This window comes from Neorhizobium sp. LjRoot104 (genome assembly GCF_964253725.1).
Classification (GTDB): Bacteria; Pseudomonadota; Alphaproteobacteria; order Rhizobiales; family Rhizobiaceae; genus Neorhizobium.
Window position 1 is genome coordinate 376,975 of sequence record NZ_CAXURS020000002.1, and the last position, 19,172, is coordinate 396,146.

21 protein-coding genes and 2 pseudogenes are annotated in these 19,172 nt (G+C 60.0%); 12 read left to right on the top strand and 11 right to left on the bottom strand.

Annotated elements, in window-relative coordinates:
* Window positions 1–303 precede the first annotated feature (303 nt).
* The 3 genes from nirK (at window position 304) to ACSQ8R_RS23960 (ending at window position 3,017) form a co-directional block, all read left to right on the top strand.
* Window positions 304–1,437, top strand: a complete 1,134-nt coding sequence (nirK, locus tag ACSQ8R_RS23950; RefSeq protein WP_436255864.1) for a copper-containing nitrite reductase — start codon at window positions 304–306, stop codon at window positions 1,435–1,437.
* 90 nt (window positions 1,438–1,527) lie between these two features.
* Entirely contained in the window at window positions 1,528–2,433 is a 906-nt protein-coding gene (locus tag ACSQ8R_RS23955; RefSeq protein ID WP_436255865.1) for an SUMF1/EgtB/PvdO family nonheme iron enzyme, read from the top strand.
* A gap of 146 nt (window positions 2,434–2,579) precedes the next feature.
* Complete coding sequence (locus ACSQ8R_RS23960) at window positions 2,580–3,017, top strand: pseudoazurin (RefSeq protein ID WP_436257264.1); 438 nt, start codon at window positions 2,580–2,582, stop codon at window positions 3,015–3,017.
* Window positions 3,018–3,259: 242 nt separating this feature from the next.
* Here the strand turns inward: ACSQ8R_RS23960 and ACSQ8R_RS23965 are convergent.
* The 3 genes and pseudogenes from ACSQ8R_RS23965 to ACSQ8R_RS23975 form a co-directional block, all read right to left on the bottom strand.
* Window positions 3,260–3,655: pseudogene (locus ACSQ8R_RS23965) on the bottom strand (hypothetical protein); the annotation flags it as partial.
* 1 nt (window position 3,656) lies between these two features.
* The gene (locus ACSQ8R_RS23970; protein ID WP_436255866.1) at window positions 3,657–4,058 is read right to left on the bottom strand and encodes a type II toxin-antitoxin system VapC family toxin; all 402 of its coding nucleotides are present in this window, start codon (window positions 4,056–4,058) and stop codon (window positions 3,657–3,659) included.
* Entirely contained in the window at window positions 4,058–4,312 is a 255-nt protein-coding gene (locus ACSQ8R_RS23975; RefSeq protein WP_436255867.1) for a type II toxin-antitoxin system Phd/YefM family antitoxin, read from the bottom strand. The genes ACSQ8R_RS23970 and ACSQ8R_RS23975 overlap by 1 nt, the downstream gene beginning before the upstream one ends.
* Window positions 4,313–4,735: 423 nt before the next feature.
* On the opposite strand from ACSQ8R_RS23975, the gene ACSQ8R_RS23980 reads away from it, so the two are divergent.
* Entirely contained in the window at window positions 4,736–5,152 is a 417-nt protein-coding gene (locus tag ACSQ8R_RS23980; protein WP_436255868.1) for a DUF3459 domain-containing protein, read from the top strand.
* Window positions 5,153–5,184: 32 nt separating this feature from the next.
* Complete coding sequence (locus tag ACSQ8R_RS23985; RefSeq protein WP_436255869.1) at window positions 5,185–5,694, top strand: hypothetical protein; 510 nt, start codon at window positions 5,185–5,187, stop codon at window positions 5,692–5,694.
* A gap of 108 nt (window positions 5,695–5,802) precedes the next feature.
* Here ACSQ8R_RS23985 and ACSQ8R_RS23990 read toward each other — a convergent pair whose 3' ends face one another.
* The 3 genes from ACSQ8R_RS23990 to ACSQ8R_RS24000 all read right to left on the bottom strand — a co-directional run bounded on the left by ACSQ8R_RS23990 (window position 5,803) and on the right by ACSQ8R_RS24000 (window position 7,492).
* Window positions 5,803–5,931, bottom strand: coding sequence for a hypothetical protein (locus ACSQ8R_RS23990; protein WP_436255870.1), 129 nt, complete (start codon window positions 5,929–5,931; stop codon window positions 5,803–5,805).
* A gap of 46 nt (window positions 5,932–5,977) precedes the next feature.
* A complete protein-coding gene (locus ACSQ8R_RS23995; protein ID WP_436255871.1) occupies window positions 5,978–6,187 on the bottom strand; it encodes a hypothetical protein in 210 nt (69 codons plus the stop codon).
* A gap of 579 nt (window positions 6,188–6,766) precedes the next feature.
* Window positions 6,767–7,492, bottom strand: coding sequence for a hypothetical protein (locus tag ACSQ8R_RS24000; protein WP_436255872.1), 726 nt, complete (start codon window positions 7,490–7,492; stop codon window positions 6,767–6,769).
* A gap of 712 nt (window positions 7,493–8,204) precedes the next feature.
* Here ACSQ8R_RS24000 and ACSQ8R_RS24005 point away from each other — a divergent pair.
* Entirely contained in the window at window positions 8,205–8,558 is a 354-nt protein-coding gene (locus ACSQ8R_RS24005; protein ID WP_436255873.1) for a hypothetical protein, read from the top strand.
* Window positions 8,559–8,562: 4 nt separating this feature from the next.
* On the opposite strand, the gene ACSQ8R_RS24010 is transcribed toward ACSQ8R_RS24005, so the two are convergent.
* Window positions 8,563–9,999 carry a ferredoxin reductase family protein gene (locus ACSQ8R_RS24010; protein ID WP_436255874.1) on the bottom strand — a complete coding sequence of 479 codons (1,437 nt, stop codon included), beginning with the start codon at window positions 9,997–9,999 and terminating at the stop codon, window positions 8,563–8,565.
* Window positions 10,000–10,236: 237 nt separating this feature from the next.
* On the bottom strand, window positions 10,237–10,716 hold the full coding sequence (locus ACSQ8R_RS24015) for an EF-hand domain-containing protein (protein WP_436255875.1): 480 nt from the start codon (window positions 10,714–10,716) through the stop codon (window positions 10,237–10,239).
* Window positions 10,717–10,790: 74 nt separating this feature from the next.
* Between ACSQ8R_RS24015 and cydX the strand changes: the two are divergent.
* Window positions 10,791–10,922: pseudogene (cydX, locus tag ACSQ8R_RS24020) on the top strand (cytochrome bd-I oxidase subunit CydX); the annotation flags it as partial.
* Window positions 10,923–11,003: 81 nt separating this feature from the next.
* On the opposite strand, the gene ACSQ8R_RS24025 reads toward cydX, so the two are convergent.
* Window positions 11,004–11,300: an ArsR/SmtB family transcription factor gene (locus ACSQ8R_RS24025; protein WP_436255876.1), complete on the bottom strand. Its 297-nt coding sequence runs from the start codon at window positions 11,298–11,300 to the stop codon at window positions 11,004–11,006.
* Window positions 11,301–11,486: 186 nt separating this feature from the next.
* Between ACSQ8R_RS24025 and ACSQ8R_RS24030 the strand changes: the two genes are divergently transcribed.
* The 5 genes from ACSQ8R_RS24030 (at window position 11,487) to ACSQ8R_RS24050 (ending at window position 17,763) form a co-directional block, all read left to right on the top strand.
* Window positions 11,487–12,779 (top strand): NAD(P)/FAD-dependent oxidoreductase, encoded by a 1,293-nt coding sequence (locus tag ACSQ8R_RS24030; protein ID WP_436255877.1) that lies wholly within the window; start codon window positions 11,487–11,489, stop codon window positions 12,777–12,779.
* Between the two features lie 31 nt (window positions 12,780–12,810).
* Window positions 12,811–13,014, top strand: a complete 204-nt coding sequence (locus ACSQ8R_RS24035) for a YgaP family membrane protein (RefSeq protein ID WP_436255878.1) — start codon at window positions 12,811–12,813, stop codon at window positions 13,012–13,014.
* Between the two features lie 83 nt (window positions 13,015–13,097).
* A complete protein-coding gene (locus tag ACSQ8R_RS24040) occupies window positions 13,098–14,111 on the top strand; it encodes an efflux RND transporter periplasmic adaptor subunit (protein WP_436257265.1) in 1,014 nt (337 codons plus the stop codon).
* The gene (locus tag ACSQ8R_RS24045) at window positions 14,108–17,359 is read left to right on the top strand and encodes an efflux RND transporter permease subunit (protein WP_436255879.1); all 3,252 of its coding nucleotides are present in this window, start codon (window positions 14,108–14,110) and stop codon (window positions 17,357–17,359) included. The genes ACSQ8R_RS24040 and ACSQ8R_RS24045 overlap by 4 nt, the downstream gene beginning before the upstream one ends.
* A gap of 17 nt (window positions 17,360–17,376) precedes the next feature.
* Window positions 17,377–17,763, top strand: coding sequence for a DUF302 domain-containing protein (locus ACSQ8R_RS24050; RefSeq protein ID WP_436255880.1), 387 nt, complete (start codon window positions 17,377–17,379; stop codon window positions 17,761–17,763).
* Between the two features lie 99 nt (window positions 17,764–17,862).
* Here the strand turns inward: ACSQ8R_RS24050 and ACSQ8R_RS24055 are convergent, their stop codons facing one another.
* A complete protein-coding gene (locus tag ACSQ8R_RS24055; RefSeq protein ID WP_436255881.1) occupies window positions 17,863–18,471 on the bottom strand; it encodes a DedA family protein in 609 nt (202 codons plus the stop codon).
* Between the two features lies 1 nt (window position 18,472).
* The gene (locus ACSQ8R_RS24060) at window positions 18,473–18,838 is read right to left on the bottom strand and encodes a hypothetical protein (RefSeq protein ID WP_436255882.1); all 366 of its coding nucleotides are present in this window, start codon (window positions 18,836–18,838) and stop codon (window positions 18,473–18,475) included.
* Window positions 18,839–19,172 lie beyond the last annotated feature (334 nt).

The following is a 19,172-nucleotide window of genomic DNA, read 5'->3' on the forward strand; positions in this document are numbered from 1 at the left end:
CGAGAAGGGTGCCATCCATTCTCATGCCGGATCTATAGGTGGTTGGGGGGCTTGTTTTAATCTGCGGGCCTCATCGCATCTCTTTCCGAAGGGCTGATGTTGGCGCATCTCCCGAAACTGAGTCCACCGTGATAGTTTCACAGCCAGACGCACAGACTAGATTTCCCTATTTTCTTGCGAAAGCACAAGCAAATGCCCAAGCCCTGTTTGTTTCACGTCAAAGAGAAGTCGTCGGTGTGGACGTAAATTCTATTTCCAGAGGACGGCGATTTACTCCGCCCCTTGTTCCGAAGGAAAGAAACCATGACCGACAAGATTCAGATGACCAGACGCTCGATCCTTGCGGGGGCAGCCTTCGTTGGCGCGATCGCACCGGTCGTGCAGGCTTCCTTTGCCCATGCGGACGAAGCGCCTCCCGCAAAGATGAAGCCGAGCGACCTCTCGCGCCTCCGACGCGAAAAGATCGAGCTCGTTAAGCCGCCTTTCGTCCACGCCCATGCCCAGAAGGCCGACGGCCCTCCAAAGGTGGTCGAATTTACCCTGACCATTCATGAGAAGAAGCTCGTCCTTGACAAGGAAGGCACCGAGATCAATGCGATGACCTTCGACGGGTCGGTTCCGGGGCCGCTCATGGTCGTCCATCAGGACGACTACGTCGAGCTCACCCTCATCAACCCCGACACGAACGAACTCCAGCACAATATCGACTTCCACTCGGCGACCGGCGCGCTCGGTGGCGGGGCGCTGACGGTGGTGAATCCCGGGGAGAAAACCATTCTCAGGTTCAAGGCGACCAAGGCCGGCGTCTTCGTTTACCACTGCGCACCTCCCGGAATGGTGCCGTGGCACGTTACCTCGGGCATGAACGGCGCCATCATGGTGCTGCCGCGCGATGGCCTCAAGGACGGCAACGGGAAATCGCTGACCTACGACAAGATCTACTACGTGGGCGAACAGGATTTCTACGTCCCGCGCGACGAGAACGGCAAATTCAAGAAATACGCCAGCGCCGGCGAAGCCTACGAGGACACGCTCAAGGTCATGCGGACGCTGACCCCGACGCATATCGTCTTCAACGGGGCCGTCGGCGCCTTGACGGGCCAGAACGCCATGACCGCCGCGGTCAACGAGAAGGTGCTCATCGTCCATTCGCAGGCAAACCGTGATACGCGACCCCACCTTATCGGCGGCCACGGAGACTATGTCTGGGCGACCGGCAAGTTCGCCAATCCTCCGGAACTCGACCAGGAAACATGGTTCATCCCGGGCGGCGCAGCGGGCGCTGCGTTCTACACCTTCCAACAGCCCGGCATATACGCCTACGTCAACCATAACCTGATCGAGGCCTTCGAACTGGGCGCGGCGGCGCATTTCAAGGTCACCGGCGATTGGAACGACGACTTGATGACGTCGGTCCTGGCGCCGAGCGGCAGCTGATCGCAAACGGCCGGGAGCATTGCGTGGGCGTGCTCCCGGCCGGCCTTCAACACCCATCTCTTGCGCCAGATTTCGCCTTGGGAGGCGAACATGCCATGGACACACGACGGGGCAAGGCTCTCGCTCCTCCATACCGGGCTTCCGATCACGCTGATCGCCGTGCTGGCAGCGGGTATCTTCCATCAGGCGGGTTTCATGAAGCCTGCGCCCCCAGAGGGCGCGGTCTATGAACCGGTGACGGTCGTCGTTCCTTCTCGCACCTATAGCTACAGGAGCGACGGGGAATTCCTGAAGGGCACGGCACCGGTCGATCCGCCAATGAAGACGATGGTCGCGGGACCGAGCCTGACCATCATGAAAAATCACGTCACTGCCCTGGAATACCGGGCGTGCGTATCGGCGGGCGCCTGCAGATCGTCTGAAGCGCCCTTGCCGAGGGCGGACGTTCCCGCCACCGGAGTGAGCTTCGACGACGCCACGGCTTACGCCCACTGGCTCTCCGAGGTGACCGGTGAATACTGGACCCTGCCAACCGACGAACAACTGGCCCAGGCCGCCGGCAAGAGGTTCCCGGACGATGCTCTCGGCCTCGATCCCGACAACAAGAACCCTGCGCTGCGGTGGCTTGCCGACTACGAGCGCGAAGCGCGCCAGCGGGCCACAGGCGATCCCGTGCCCCGGCCGACCGGAAGTTTCGGGGAAAACGAATATGGTGTGGCCGATTTCGGCGGCAACGTCTGGGAATGGACGTCCACCTGCCATCGCAGGGTCCATCTCTATGTGAACGGGTCGGTTCGAGCCTCCGAGGAGATTTGCGGCGTCTACGTGACCGTGGGGCCGCATCGCTCGCCGATGAGCTCCTTCATCCGTGATCCGAAAGGCGGCGGCTGCGCGGTCGGGACGCCGCCGGACAATCTGGGTTTTCGCCTGGTCAAGTCCACCCGGTGGTATGCGCCGCTTCTGAAGACGTTGCGCCAGGCGGGTTGGACGACGTGAGCGTCATCAGCCACTAGCCAACGTCAAAGTGGCCGCGAGGAAACTTCGAGCCGTTTGTCGTAGGTCAATAAGCACCGGCTTTTTTGCGCTAGGTTGAATTCAACGAAGCCGAGGGCTTCTTAGAAAAGGAGTAGGAAGTGAAGAAGATTTTGGCATCCCTGGTCGGCGCGGCGATCGTCACGGCTACCTGTGCAACGGTGGCGTCGGCTGCCGATTTCGAAGTGCACATGCTCAACAAGGGCAAGGACGGCGCGATGGTCTTCGAACCGAGCTCCCTCAAGGTCGCCAAGGGCGATACCGTCACCTTCATCCCGACCGACAAATCCCACAATGCGGAAACCATCGACGGGCTGATCCCGGAAGGCGCAAAGCCGTTCAAGGGCCAGATGAACGAAAGCGTGAAGGTGACGTTCGACGTAGAGGGAGCTTATGCCGTGAAATGCTCGCCGCATGTCGGCATGGGCATGATCGGCCTCGTCGTTGTCGGCAACACGCCTGCCAACCTGGAGGCCATCAAGACCGCGAAACTGCCCAAGAAGGCTCGCGAGCGTCTCGACGCGGATATTGCTGCTTCCGGCGTTTGAGCCGGAGCCGTACAGATGGCGGCCGAGCCCTCTTCCTCGGCTGGACAGGCGGCTCGTGCAACAGAGCCTCAGGCGGATCGGGGAAGAAGGCTGAACCAGAGCGGACTGAGTCAGCAGTCCAGATAGAGAAGCCGAAGGATCTCCACTCCTTTACCACAACCCGCGTTCCGCCATTGCTCGGAAAGGGCAACATTATCGATTTAGTGCCTCGAGCCGTTGATGTCGATGGCCACGAACCTCCATCGATCCTTGCGATCCAGGCTCAGGCCGCGTTGCGCATAATTCCAGGAAATCGATGAGAGACGGCGTTCGATCGTAGCAACGGCATTTGCCTTACCTCCACGCTCCACGGATCCCGAGGCGCAGGCAGTGATGTAGAGGCCGACCGACTGTGGATGCGGGGGAAGGGGAGACAAGCCCGAGCGCCGGCACCAGGCTGAAAAATGCTTCCAATCGGAGGCATAGGCTTTTCGGGTATTGGCTGAACTCGCGGCTTCGACATAGCCGCTTGCACGGTCGGTGAAATCCTGAAGGTGGCTTGGCAGGGTGAGCCCCGGCTGAGGAGCAGGGGAGGGGAGATCGGCTCGCGAAATAGAAGAGTCGAATGCTTCAGCTTGCCCCTGGATTAAGTTGCTCATCTCACAGTTCCCATGGATTGATCAAGGCCGCCGCCGTGTCTTCGAAGTCCTTGACGTTGCGTGTGACCAGGATCAGGTCATGGACGATGGCCGTTGCAGCGATCAGCCCGTCGATGTCGCCGCGGGGACGGATCGCGGCGATGCGGCCCCATTCGACAGAGATTTCATCGGTGATCGGCAAGATGCGATCGATGTGATCGTGGCGCAGCTTGCGTAACCATTCGGTCAGATGAGCTGCTGCGCGCGGGTCTGCTTTTTGCTTCAGTGCAATCCCGCGCATGATCTCCCCCAAAGTCAGGGCGCTCAGGTGAACGCTCAGGGGATCGACTGAACGCAACCATGATACGGCCTCCAGCGTGCCGCGCCGCGCTTCCGAGACAATATTGGTATCGACGAGGTACATCAGAAAGCCACGTCGCGGCTGGGGCTTTGGCTGCGCGCTCCGACCGCCTCCACGAGTTCATCGTCCCAGACCGGACCGTTAAGCAGTGCGTCGACAAGTGTCGGCCGGCCGGCGCGCAAAGCATCATAGTCACGGGCGGATAGAACCACAGCGGTCCGTTCGCCGCGCACGGTAATCTCCTGTGGTCCTTCATGGCGGGCCTTCTGGACCACCTTCGAAAATTGGTTCTTAGCATCCTGTAGCTGCCATTCCATGCGTCTGCTCCGATCTAGCTAGGCTGTCTAGCTATATATAGGCTCAATTTGCGGTGATGAGAAGGGACCCTGGAGCAGATGGCGGCTCGTTTACTTGACGTCGCAATCCATTTCGTTTTTTATCCAAATACGTCCGACAATGCAATTATCGGACGTATCTATACGGCGACAGGCCATGCGATTTCTGTTGAATGAAACGTCATCAATCGCACATGCAGAGACGCTGACCGTGGTGAATCAGTCGCGCCAAGCCTGGGCGACCAGTTCACAAGCTCGACTGCGTTCAATCCATTGAGGCCTCTTTTGGCACCATCCCTATTTCGAGCACTGAATTGGCGCGCATTTTCACGTTTGCCTAACTCCACCAATCCCTGGCGGCGCGGGACAAATTTATCGCCATTTTGTTTTGACCTGAGTTTATGGATGCGGCTGCGCCAGCGATACGACTTTCAGACAGGCCGGTGGGGGCTACTCTTGGTCAGTCCAAGCGATGCAACGCCGAACGCGATCGGCGGATTGCCGCCGGCCTTACATTTGAGGGTGTGTGTTCTATTGGCCCGACGAGGAAGGCAGGGAAAACCTCATGGGAGCCTACAAGGCTGCTTCGGACGCGATGATACTATTCGGCGCGCAGCCTTCCGACAGGAAGGCAGCGTGACTGTTGTCGAGTGGGTGCTGAAAGATGGGGCGACGCTACACCTGGTTGCGAACCTGTCGGACGAGCCAGCGCGTTTGCCGACGTCTCCGTCAGCTGAGCGGCTTTTTTCGCTGGGATCATCTACCGATGAAACTTTATCACCCTGGGCCGTCATCTCCAGCACTCAATCCACTCAGGGCTGAATTTAGAAAGTGTTCGCAGAAAGTGACGTTCCATGGATACGCATCTCGATCGATTGGCAAGAGCGCATGGGATCAACCTGACAAAGCCAAGCCCGGAAACCGTGGAGGTCCCGGTTCCCGATAGTGCGAAACGCAAGGTTCTTGCCGCGCTCGGCGTCGCGGTGTCAAGCGAAGCGAAAAATCGACCCCATATCGACGAAGTCTCAAGGACCATTCTCAGAAACGATCATTCCACAACCCTTCCTTCCAGAGGTTCTCAAGACGGACCGTGTGTGGAGCATCTGTCGGTTTCCAACAGCGTCAGTCTCTATTTCGTGTCCCATCTCGTTGACCAAATTGGTCTCGACTCCATCTTCCGCCTTGCAGCGGAGACGCCAGAATGTGCAAAACATGTCGGTATTCTGGCTGGGTCTGTGAGGCCCACCCAGAGAAGCTTTGGAGCGGGCCTCGTTCCTGCGGTCGCGGATCAGCCGGAATGCTCTGTCCGCGCTGCTCGGCGGATGCAGATTGGAACGCCGATCCCGACCATCCTCCCGGAGTAACGCGCGTGCTCACCTCACTGCTTGATATCTCAAGGAAGAAATTGAACTAGCGTGGCTGACTGCCGCGGCAAGCACAACATGCTTGACAGTTTGGCCTCGCGAGGCTGATCATGAACCTCTACCAGCATGGAATCCGCGAGGAGCGGCCATGAGACCGTAGAGCCCCACGGCAAGGGGCTCCATGACGCGGCTCATGAACTGGTCGAGCTGCTTGCGCTTCTTGAGGGCTGTGCTCATGAGCGATGCTCCTTAAGTTGCCTCACTCCGCAGTTGAAATGGCCAGCTAGCCTTCCGCTTCAAAGGCAAGCGAAGTCGCCAGGTAGCCGAGAGCGAAACTCGATCCGATGCCGTACACGGTGAGCCATGTGGCGAGATGCTGGTAAGACAATTCGTGAGCGCCGAGCGGCCCAATGATAATTGCCGAAGCGGTAGCCGCGCCGATCACGAACCCAGCCGCCAGTCGGGTGATGATGTAGCTGATTAGGTGCGGCATCTCTCTTCTCCAGCACGCGAGGTGTTGGAGCTAACCGCCGAGGCTCAAGCAGGTTCCCCCGGTAAGCTGCCAACGATCGTCAGGGGCAGATAGAGCTGATCGAGCATCCCCACAAAGTGGTAAGCCTTCATCGGCATTCGTTAAACGTGCACAATCCGTTCGGCCATCGTTCGCAGATAGATTAGAAGTTGCGTAGATAGGTTTGCACGCTGTTGCCTCGCCGCGGCGTGTCTTCCGTATCAGGAGAGACCGATGACCTAAATTAGTGGGAGCCGCCCACACGGCCCGCCTCCGATGTCTCGTGCGCTTAACGTTACATGCGGTCCCTAAACGACCAACTCTAGGTACGAAGCACTTTCGTAACCGCATTTTATCGCAATGTTAGGTTGCCATCTCGGCCATCGGGCGCACAGATTGCTCCCCATCAGGTGGCATCGCCGTCAGGTACGGCCCGCTGAACTGCTCGACGACAACCCGTCGTAGCGGTGACTTGGCTTCATGAGATGAGCAATCGCAGACGCGCATTTGCACCTCCTCGGGGTAACTTATGCCAGTCCTGAAAAACGGCCGGCATGGGGATCAGATTGAACGACATGCATATCTAATCTGTCGAAGGACGCCGCCCGAGCCGACGAAGCCCTGAATTGCACTCACAAAGGTTCCTGGAGGGCAGGCGACAAAATCCTGGTGGATGTTATAAGTTCCAGAAAGCCCGTCCACTGATCCTTCGTGGTTCGCAACGCTTGGGTCTGTGCCTCGGATGGCCGTAACCCCGTTACTTGCCTTGATCGCCGTAAGAGTTTGTTGAGTCTGCTGGAGGTCGCTGTTTATTCGGATGACCGCATTCGAAGTAATCGCAGTGACGCTGGAGACGAAAAGCTGGTCGTTGGCTAACTTTCGCGCGACGGCATCGGCCTGTGCCGCCTGCATCTGTTCAAGTGTTTTCTGAAGGCCAATGGCTCGGTTCAAAGCAGCCTCTGCATCCTGAAGAGCGGATTTCACGCCTGTTATTGCTCGCTCGGACTCGTCAACGAGTTTTTCGCCACGCTCTCTCAGCGCTGCGACCTGCCCGGCAGCCTCCGCGGTTTTGGAGGCGGTATCAAGTATCCGCGATGAAGCAGCTTCGTATGCCTTTGTGTAGGCATCTCCTCTGGCAACCTCGTTGATCAGGAAGCCGCCAACGAACGTTAATACGGAGAGCGCGATCCCAGAGGGAATGGCGGCCCGCAGCATGTAGCGTCGTATAAGCTCCTTCTCGCTTTCAGAGAGTTCAGGCTTTCGAGACTTGAATTCTTCCGCGCTCATATTCAACTCCCCGGTCGTTTGAGCAATCACAGATTGCGCGGGAATTTCGAAAGAGTCGAGTGACCCAGACGGCTGATACGCCCCGAAAAAACGGGAAGGATACGGGTAAGGGAGAGCCGCCCGTCGAGTTCCAGTTCAAAGCCGGAAATCCCGGCCGTCCCAAGGGCGCTCGTAACAAGCTGGGCGAGGCATTTATCGAGGATTTGCTTGCTGCTTGGGAGAGCCAGGGCCAGCGGCAATCCAGACAGTGATCGAGGGCTTGACCCCGGAGGGGTTCTTTGTGTTGCCAACGACGGAGCGATGCTCCCGCCAGAGGCGATGGATCGCCTGATGCGCCAGTTCGAGCGCGGCAACGTCGGGATTGATTGATCGGGGCTCGGGCTCGCCATCGTCAAGGCAATCGCAGACCGGGTCGGAGCCGCCGTCGACGTCGTGTCTCCTCGTCTCGGAAGAAATAAGGGCGTCGAGGTGCGCGTACGCTTGCCCATCACATAAGCGCTCTAGTTTGTATACCAGTCAGTTTGCGATCATTCAGGATGGTCTGAGGTGCGCACGCCAATGAGCAGTGGGAGGTCGGCCTTCAAGGCGACGATCTTCTTGGTGCGGCGAAGGAGGCGACGCTTGGCGAGGGAGGCGACCGGCATCGGGATGATCGCGATGCGCGCACGGACGTGCTAGGATCATTCCGTTGCGTCGACCGTGGGAGGCGGGAATGCGCCGAATCCTCCTGTTCCTGATCTTAGGTGCGATGCCGGCGCCTATATCTTCCGCCTCCGGCCATGCCGTGTTTCCCATCGTCTCGTTCGGCGATGGCAAGTCCGTGAGCCTCAGTCTCGCCGAAGAGCGATCGTCCGGCAATCTGACCGTTGCGCAGCGAGCCGCCGACGGTGCCGAACTTTTCGAAAAGCGCTGCAGCCAGTGCCATGCCTCGGCCGCACGCGTGCTGCGAAGACTTCCCCGGGAACCGGCCACCCGAAGAGAGGCCCTTTCATCGCTGTTTGCCAATCACCACACGCCCGATGAGGCCGAGCGGGCGGTGGTGATCGACTGGCTGGTTGCCCAATGACCGGTCAGCGCAGCGTGAAGCCGAATGCGAAGGCCATGACGGCAGCGCACAGGCCGACAAATCCTATGAGAATACGTCGGTCCTTTACGGAGACGGGGCCACTGCCATAGGAAAAACGCTCGTATCGTATGCGGTCGAGTGGGACACCCATTTCATGCAGGGCGTCGGTGGCGAAGGTCATCATACCGCTCGGGCCGCAAATAAGGACGTTCACAGCGAATGGGTCGACGCCGGCCAAAAGAGTTCGCAAGTGCTCTGGAGTGAGTGGTCCGCGGCCCACGGGCGCATCGCCCGCCGTTGCGTCATCTGCCAGAATGGTGATTTCGGCCGACGGGCAGGCGGCTTTCAAAAATTCGGGCGCGATGAGGGCGGATTGGCTGCGGGTCGTGTGGACAAGACGTATCCAGCGATATTCGCTACCATGACCAAGGTCAGAGAGAATGGAAAGAATAGGCGCCAACCCGACACCGCCCGAAATCAGGATGAGGGTGTCGCTTTTCGGTAGCCCGTCGAGGGTGAAGCTCCCATGCGGACCGTCTATGGCCACGTGTGATTCGACGGGCACCGTGCCGATCTGCGAGGTGAAATCACCGGCTTCCTGAATGAGGAAATTGAGGCGCTTTTCGCAGGGTGCCGATGCAATGGAGAAGGGGTGGTCGGAAAGGCTGCGACCAAAGCGGAGCCAGACGAATTGTCCCGCCCGGAAGGAAAGGTCGCGCCGGTTTTCGAGCTGCAAGATCCAAAGCCGGTCTGCCGCGCGCGTGATATCTGCCACTCGCCACGGCGCGCGGCGCCAGACAATGAGATGCCGTAAAAGCGAGATCAGGATCGCGCCGAGCGTCAGAACCAGCCAGAAGAGCCGCAGTCGTTGATCGGCGGCATAGGTCCCCTGCGCAAGCATATGCTCCAGACAAAAGATCAGCGCAACCAGCGCCAACACGCCGTGGCTCAGCCGCCACAGTCCATAGCCCGCAGGCAGGCGGTCACGCAGGACGGCTGTCAGCGTGATCAGGAGGAAGAGGACCAGTGCCAACAAACCTGTCATCAGTCTCGGAGCGACCAACAGGTTCCCAAGCCTTGCGAGTATCCGGGAGGGAGCTGAGACATCGAATGGCCCGGCCAGAAGTATCGGATGTGCCACCAGCAAGGCCAAAGCAGCGGGCGCGGCCCATTTGTGGAATGCCATGGTCACATCGATGCCAATGCGCCCTGACAGGAGGGGGCTACGCCCGCTGCTGCCCAATTGAGCAACCATCATCACCATGCCAACCATCCCGGCTGCCGCTGCGCCTTCGGCGAAGGGGGAAGCAGGAGGAACATTGCCGGTTGCGGCGAGGAAAAGCGGTAGGACCGCTAAACCGAGATAGAGTGAGACAAGCGCCCACCTTGGCAGGCCAGGTTTGCGTGAAACAGATATACGGCGATCGCGCTCGGTTTTCACGCCTTCACCTCCTTTGCGGGAACTGCTTGCAGGTGCTTTTCGTCATCCGGCTTTCGATCGTCAAACAGGAATCCGGTATATCAGTCTTTGTCGCGGGCAGCGGACGGCTACATGCGACATCGATTTGCTGACATCGCAAAGTGGCGGCAAGTTGCGGTGTCCCTTCCATCGGAACGACACCGCGACCGGAGAGAATTGGCCAGAGCCGAAGAAAGGCGGATCGGCGAAGTACTCAAATCAGAGCCAGCGACCCCGCCGGTATTCCCATGGGTTCACCTGTCCGTCGCCGTCCTGATCGGCGGCTTTGAAATGAGTCTGGGCTGTCGCAAGGAACTCCACCTTGCTAACGGAGCCATTCTTGTCAGCGTCCATCTCGCCGAAGCGGGCTTCCTTATTGGCCTGCATGGCAGCCTGGCGCTCCGTGTTCCAGCCCCAGCCGGGGCCCATCCGGACAGCCATGTATTCGTCTTTGGTGATCTGTCCGTCGTCGTCGGCATCCATGGCCGTGAATACTTCCTCCGCTGACGCGGCAGCTTCTTCGCTGCTGATCCGGCCGTCATCGTTCTGGTCAATGATGGCGGCACGGCCATTTCCATACATCATTCCAGGTCCCATGCGTGCGCCGAACCAAGGGCCGTAGCCCTGCGCAAATGCGCCGGTTGCCATGAGGCTAGTTGTTGCCAAGGCAGCAACCAGAAGCGTATGTCGTCTTTCCATGATACCTCTCCTTTTCCCCTAATTGGGGATTTCAGAGAACTATCTTGCCGGCCGGGCTTCATTGATCCCCGTCAACCTGGCTTCTCGGACTGCCGCTCGCGGCAGCCTTCGCCGTCCTCAATGCCATGTGGTACGAACTGATGGATGACGCGGCGCAAAAGCGGTCCCAATCCGCGCCGACCAGGGTCGACAATCGACCGCTGTGACAATTTAAACGGAGAGACGCCCTCGGAAGAGGGTGCCTCTCCGCATTGTCATGCTTATTTGCTGCGGCCTCATGATCACGGTCACGCCTTCGGTTTCGAACTCCCGCAAAAAGCCGAATAGAGCGCGGCGACGACGGCCGCCACCTCGGGTCGCGCGATGCGGTAATAGACCGTGGTCCCTTCGCGGCGCGCCTCCACAAGCCCGTCCGCCCTCAGCCGCATGAGCTGTTGCGACATCGGCACCTGCTCGATCAGCAACTCCTGGCGCAATTCCGCGACGGATTTTTCGCCCCCCACCAGAGCACACAAAACCAGCAGGCGCTGTGGATGAGACAGGCTGCGCATCAGCTCGGCCGCCGACTCCGCGGCTGGGATCATTTCTTCTACATTCATGTTCTTGAATTTAAAATATCTGAATGTTATATGCAAGGCATCCGATGCCCGCCGGACGGGCGAGGAGCTCGCTTCGAAGGCCGGATTTCCCCGACCCGGCCAGATTGAGCCGGATCAAGGCGGGTTGGCGTGAAACGGGAAAGATAAGGCAACGGCTTTGGAGGAAATGCCATGTCTCACATCGTCATCCTTGGTGCAGGTCTTGGTGGAATCATAATGGCCTATGAGATAAAGTCCAAGCTTCGACGCGATGACCGGGTCACCGTCGTCAATCTGGGCAGCACTTATTCATTCGTCCCTTCGAATCCATGGGTCGCCGTCGGCTGGAGGCAGCCCGACGACATTACCGTCGACCTCGTTCCGATATTGAAGCAGCGCGGCATCGAACTGCGTCCGGAAGGGGCAGAACGGGTCGAGCCGGCTTCCAATACGATCCGTCTCAACGGCGGCGAGGTCATCGGCTACGACTATCTGGTCATCGCCACCGGACCCGGTCTCGCCTTCGACGAAGTGCCCGGGCTTGGTCCGGACGGTTATACCCAGTCCATCTGCCAGACCGGCCATGCGGTCCAAGCGAAAGCCGCCTTCGACAAGTTCGTGCAGGCGCCGGGGCCGGTCGTGGTGGGCGCCGCGCAGGGCGCCTCCTGCTTCGGTCCAGCGTACGAATTCGCCTTCATCCTGGAGACGGCGCTCCGCAAGGCGCGGGTCCGCGACCAGGTGCCGATGACCTTCGTGACGCCGGAACCCTATATTGGCCATCTCGGGCTCGATGGCGTCGGCGACACCAAGGGCCTTCTCGAAAGCGCTCTGAGGGAGCGTCATATCAAATGGATCACCAATGCCAGAACGACGAAGGTCGAGCCGGGCAAGCTCTTCGTCGAGGAAGTGAATGACGACGGTTCGGTCAAGACCGTGCACGAACTGCCGTTTGCCTTCTCGATGCTCCTGCCGGCCTTCCGTGGCGTACCGGCCGTCGCCGGCATCGAGGGGTTGACCAATCCGCGGGGCTTCGTCGTCATCGACAAGCATCAGCGCAATCCGGCCTATCCGAATGTCTTTGCGGTTGGCGTCTGTGTCGCCATTCCGCCTGTCGGTAAAACGCCGCTGGCGGTCGGCGTGCCGAAAACGGGCTTCATGATCGAATCCATGGTCACGGCGACAGCGGAGAATATCGCAGCCTCGGTCAAGGGCGAGGAGCCGAAGGCGGTCGCGAGCTGGAATGCGGTCTGCCTGGCGGACTTCGGCGACGACGGCATCGCCTTCGTGGCGCAGCCGCAGATCCCGCCGCGCAACGTCAACTGGTCATCGCAGGGACGCTGGGTTCACGCCGCCAAGGTGGGCTTCGAGAAATACTTCCTGCACAAGGTGCGGCAGGGCAAGAGCGACACGTTTTACGAGAATCTCGTCCTCGACATGCTCGGGATCAAGAAACTGAAGGAAATCCATATGGAGACGGCCGATTGAGAGCCGTCCCGGGACGACAAAGGAGAAGACAATGACAATCGATCGCGCCGTCATGATGTTTGCCGGCTTCATGGTCCTCGTATCCCTGGCACTCGGTCTTTACGTGTCGGTCTGGTGGTTTCTGCTGACGGTCTTCGTCGGGTTGAACCTGATGCAGGCTTCGGTCACCGGCTTCTGCCCGGCCGCGATTGCCTTCAAGAAGCTCGGGATCAAGCCGGGAACGGCTTTCGACTGATGAATGGACACCAGGCCGTGTTCACCCCTCCAATATCGGGCGCAACAGGCGATGCTGCCGCAGCCCAGAAGAACAGTTCCTCCATGTTTCGACCTGTCGTTCACCTTTCCGGCGCCGTTCTCCTTGCGATGTCGGCCCTTTCAGTCCAGCATGCCCGGGCAGCCGAGTTCGTTGTGAAGCCCGTCACAATTACCGAGATGAAGGCTGTTTTCGGTCAGGTCGAAAGCCGTATCGTGGTCCCTGCCCGCGCCCGCATCGGCGGCTCCGTCGAGGAGATTCGCATCGGCGAAGGCGATCAGGTCCGGGAAGGGCAGACCATTGCGCTCATCGTCGACGAGAAGCTCGCGCTGCAACTCGGCGCAGCGGCCGCCAAGATCGAGGCGCTCAATTCGCAGCTTGCCAATGCGCGTATCGAGCTTGAACGGTCGCAGCAACTCAGGGAAACGGGGACAGCCAGCCAATCCCGGCTGGATCAGGCGCGCACGCAGTTCGAGGTCGCCACCAACCAGGTTGCTGCCGCCCAGGCAGAAAAGGCGGTGATCGAGCAGAGCACCCGCGAAGGCGAGGTTCTCGCACCGGCGACCGGCCGGGTACTCACCGTGCCGGTGACCCTGGGTTCCGTTATCCTGCCGGGAGAGGAGATCGCCCGGGTTGCGCCAGGCCCCTACTATCTGCGCCTGTCGCTGCCGGAGCGGCATGCAGCCGAAATCGTGCAGGGCTCGCAGGTCATGGTCGGCGAACGTGGTCTCGCGCAGCCGTCCGGGGAAACGGCCGCCGCCCGTCCGGGTCGCATCATCAAGGTCTATCCCGAAATTATCGATGGCCGTGTGATTGCCGACGTCGAAGTCGGTGGCATCGGCGACTATTTTGTCAAGGAGCGTACGCTGGTATCGATTCCCGTTGGCAAGCGCACCGTCCTCTCGGTGCCGCCGGAAGCCGTACGCACTGTTCATGGCGTCGATTACCTCAAGCTGACCGCGGGCAATGATCAGATCGATGTCGCGGTGATCCTGGGCGAAAGTTTCGAACAGGATGGCTTGAAGCGTGTCGAGGTCCTGTCTGGTCTGCGCGACGGTGATCGGGTTCTGCTGCCATGAAAGTCGGAATTGCCGGCGGGCTCACCCGCGCTTTCATTGCCTCGCCGCTGACGCCGCTTTTTCTACTGGCGGCGCTGGCGCTCGGCATCGTCGCTTTGCTGGCGCTGCCGCGCGAAGAGGAGCCGCAGATTTCCGTGCCGATGGTCGATATTCATGTCGATGCGAACGGGCTCCGCGCGGAGGATGCCGCCAAGCTCGTCACCGAACCGCTCGAGACCATCGTCAAGAGCATAGACGGGGTCGAGCACGTCTATTCACAAACCGAGGACGACGGCACGCTGGTCACGGCGCGCTTCGAGGTCGGCACCGATGCAGATGCCGCCATACTGCGCGTGCATGAGAAGATCCGCGCCAACATGGACCGCATTCCGGTCGGCATTCCCGAGCCGCTGATCGTCGGCCGCGGTATCGATGACGTGGCGATCGTCGTCGTCAACCTGAGGCCGAACGAGAAGACAGCCGCGCGCTGGACGGCGAACGACCTGACCAGGCTGGCGCGGGAACTGCAAGTCGAGGTCGCGAAGCTGCCGGATATCGGCCTGACCTACATCGTCGGTGAACAGCCGGAACAGTTCCGTGTGGAACCGGATCCCCGCAAGCTCTCGCTCTACGGCATCACCCTCCAGCAGCTCGCGGCCAAGATCGAAGGGGCCAACCGTTCGTTCCGCATCGGCACGGTCCGTGACGACGGCGGCCAGCGGGCCATCGTCGCCGGCCAGACCCTGCAGGCGCTGCCCGAGATCGGCAACCTGCTGCTCACGGCGCGCGACGGCCGTCCCGTCTATGTCCGGGACGTGGCAAACGTCGTGCTGGCGACCTCGCCGGCGGAAAACCGCGTCACCGATATCCGCAAGGTTGCGGATGGGCTGGAGCGGGTTCCCGCGGTTTCTCTCGCCATCGCCAAGCGTCCAGGCACCAATGCCGTGGTTATCGCCGAGGAGATCCAGCACCGCCTCGAACAGGTGCGCGGCCAGATCTTCCCGAAGGATGTCGAGATGACGGTCACCCGCAACTACGGCGAGACCGCAAACGAGAAGGCCAACGAGCTTCTGTTCCATCTCGGGCTGGCGACGGTCTCGATCATCGTGCTTGTCGCCGTCGCCATCGGCTGGCGGGAGGCTATCGTGGTTGCGGTGGTCATCCCGACGACGATCCTGCTGACTTTGTTTTCCGCCTGGATCATGGGCTATACGCTCAACCGCGTCAGCCTCTTCGCTTTGATCTTCTCGATCGGCATCCTGGTCGACGACGCGATCGTCGTCATCGAGAACATAGCGCGCCATTGGGCGATGCATGACGGCCGCTCCCGCCGAGAGGCTGCGATCGATGCGGTGGCGGAAGTCGGCAATCCCACCATCGTCGCGACGCTGACCGTGGTAGCCGCCCTTCTCCCCATGCTGTTCGTATCGGGCATGATGGGCCCTTATATGAGCCCGATCCCGGCCAATGCTTCCGCCGCCATGCTGTTTTCCTTCTTTGTGGCCGTGATCCTCACGCCCTGGCTGATGCTGAAGGTCAGCAGGGAGAGCGATGCTGCAGGGCATGACGCGGAAGGTTCGGGCGGTGGCGTGCTCGGCCGGCTTTATGTTATGGTTGCGCGGCCGGTCCTCAAGACTAAGGCGCGTTCCTGGGCGTTTCTCCTGATCGTCGGCTTCGCCACGCTGGCTTCGCTCGGGCTCCTTTACACCAAGCATGTGACCGTGAAGCTTCTGCCGTTCGACAACAAATCCGATCTCCAGGTCGTTCTTGAGCTGCCCAAGGGATCCTCAGTCGAGGATACCGACCGCGCGCTGCAGGTTGCCGTCGATCGCCTTGCTGCGGTGCCGGAGATCGTTTCGTTCCAGACCTATGCCGGAACCGCGGCCCCCTTCGATTTCAACGGACTGGTGCGCCACTATTATCTGCGCGCCAATCCCGAGCAGGGGCAGGTGGCGGTGAATCTCTCGGCCAAGAGCGAACGGGAACGCGCAAGCCATGCGATCGCGCTCGATTTGCGCGAGCGTCTCCAGGGTCTCGCCTTGCCGGCCGGGACCGTGCTGAAGGTGGTGGAACCGCCGCCCGGCCCGCCGGTAATCGGCACTCTGCTTGCCGAAATCTACGGTCCGGACGCCGAAACCCGCCGCGCGGTGGCCGGCAAAGTGCGCGAAGCCTTTGAAAGCGTGCCTTTCATCGTCGACATCGACGACAGCTATCACAATCAGCCTGAGCGGATGCGCATCGCCATCGATCAGGACAATCTCGAATATTATCGGGTCGAGCAGTCCGACGTCTACGATACGCTGCGCTATCTTTATGGCGGCTCGACCGTCGGATATTCCCATCGCGGCGGCCGCCAACCGATCCCGATCCGCATGGCCCTGCCGAAGGAAGCGGGGACGCTCGACGAGCGTGCGTTGACGACACCTGTTCCGGCCAACGCGCTGCCGGGCAGCCGCGGCATCGTAGAGCTTGGCGACGTGGTCAGCGTGCAGCGGGAACCGGCATCCTATCCGATCTTCCGGCATAACGGCCGTCCGGCCGAAATGGTGATGGCCGAGCTTGCCGGCGCCTACGAGGCTCCGATCTATGGCATGCTCGCCGTGCAGGAGGCGTTCGACAAGATCGACTGGGGCGACCTGGCGAAGCCGGTGATCGCGCTCCATGGCCAGCCTGATGACGAGACCCATCCGACGCTTCTGTGGGACGGCGAATGGGAAGTGACCTGGGTGACATTCCGCGACATGGGGGCCGCCTTCATGGTGGCAATCCTCGGTATCTACATCCTTGTCGTCGCCCAGTTCGGCTCCTTCAAGCTGCCGCTCGTTATCCTGACACCGATCCCGCTCACCTTCATCGGCATCATGCTGGGGCACTGGCTGTTCGACGCGCCGTTCACGGCGACGTCGATGATCGGCTTCATCGCGCTTGCCGGCATCATCGTGCGTAATTCGATCCTGCTTGCCGATTTCATCCGGCATGTGCGGCGGCCCGACTGGCCGTTGGTCGAAGTGCTGCTGGAAGCGGGAGCCATCCGTTTCAAGCCGATCCTGCTGACCGCTCTTGCCGCGATGATCGGCGCAGTGGTCATCCTGGCCGATCCGATCTTTCAGGGGCTGGCCATCTCGCTGCTCTTCGGGCTTGCGTCCTCGACGCTGCTTACCGTGCTCGTCATCCCAGCCATCTACATCGTGTTGAGGGGAGGAGCGCATCCGGATCACCCGTCACTCGAGCCTCCCGAATTCACCCATGCTAATCCGGTCTCAAGCTGAAACAGAGGAGACACCCCATGAGCTACTATTTCGCCAAGACACTTCATTGCCCATTCGCCGACGCCGTGCAACGAACCACCGACGTGCTCAAGAACGCCGGCTTCGGCATCATTAGCGAGATCGACGTGAAGGAGACCTTCAGGAAGAAACTGGACGTCGATTACCGCAACTACCGCATTCTCGGCGCCTGCAACCCGGCAATTGCTCGTGATGCGCTGGAGATCGAGGATAAAATCGGCACTATGCTGCCGTGCAATATCGTCGTGCAGGATGTCGGGGATGGCAATATCGAGGTCGCCGCCATCGATCCGGTCGCCTCGATGGCGGCAGTCGAGAATCCCGCGCTAAAGGCACCGGCCGAAAAGGTGCGTGACATGCTGAAAGCCGTAGTGGAGGCCTTGTAGCGGGAAGGCGTCGCCAGGCAAGATCTCGAGCCGAGACGCTTTTGTTTCGCAACGCCATTGGAGTGCTTCGGTGCGAAGCTTTGCGGGCAAGTCCCGGTGCTATGGGGAAGCGGCTCGTTTCCTTGAAGCCAGAAGTGAAAAGAGTTTCCAACCGAACAGGACTGTCATGAAGACAGATGCAGCCAACCACGTCACGTTGCCCAGGAGGTCTGCAACTGCCTGAATGCTTCTGCTGAACGCCACGCCGAGGCTCATGTAACCGCCCACCCAGATTGCTTCCCCCAAAGCATCCCAAATCGAAAATCTGATCCACGAATAACGGTTCATGCCCGCGAACAGATTGACATAGGGTCCGAGGGGGCTGAGTAGCCAGCGGCTGAAGAATATCCCTGCATCTCCCCATCGCGTTTCAAGCTGCTCCGCCTTTTTCAGCGCTTTCTCGAGCCATTCACTGCTCTTCGCCAGCTTGAAGAGCCGAGATGACGCCAAGCGTCCCAGGAAATATCCGGCTTGATCCCCCGCGACTGCGCCGGAGAGGCCAGCGAGGAAGAATGGCAGGAAAGCCAACTCCCCTTGCTCGGCGAGAGACCCGATGGCCAACATGATAAGTGAAGTCGGAAATGGCACTCCCAGGCAATTCACCATAAGGATGATGAACAGCGCATAGACGCCCCGTTCGTCGATCAGAATGAAGAGTTGCTCCGCCATTCTACTGGCCCACGGGGTCGCGGCCAGGTTCGGTGGCCTGATTGCGCTCGGCGGCAATTGCTGCTTCGAGAGTTCTGCGAACCTCCTCGAATGACTTGCCTTGCCCCTTGGCTATTTCGCCGAGTGGGCTTCGATCACGGATGCCGGCCGGAAGCCCCAGCGCTGTCTGCAGAATGATTGGCGAGACGCCGTGCGAATGAGCCACATAACCGAGCGGCATCCACTCTTCGATTGGTTTGTTTTGGTGAGTGGACCAATAAATCGTTCGAACAGCCAACCGCACCGCAAGGAAACCAGATACGCTTGCCGTCAGCACGAAAGCCGCAAGCAGTGCTACGAAAAACTTTCGTTCCGGAAGAGACTTCATGCCACTATCCAATTCACGCAATCGGTCAATCCTGCACGAGGGCGCTGTCAGTCCCTGTTCAGTTTATCAGCCGGCATTCCAAGGCTGGAGTCAGCCCTTTTGGCACTGTTCCCAAGGCCGGCATATCGTCTTTGTTTCTGTCGCTTTTCATATGCTCCTCCCTTCGTTCGGTGATCTTGAAATAGAAGCCCCGTGCGCTGCAATCACATTGATGCTGATCAATATCGCCGAGCGCCTGCAGCCGAAACGCGGCCGACAACACAAATGGGAGTGACTCAGGCGTCGCTATATCCTCAAGCGAAACTATGTTCCACGTCTCTATGCGTCGTTCTAA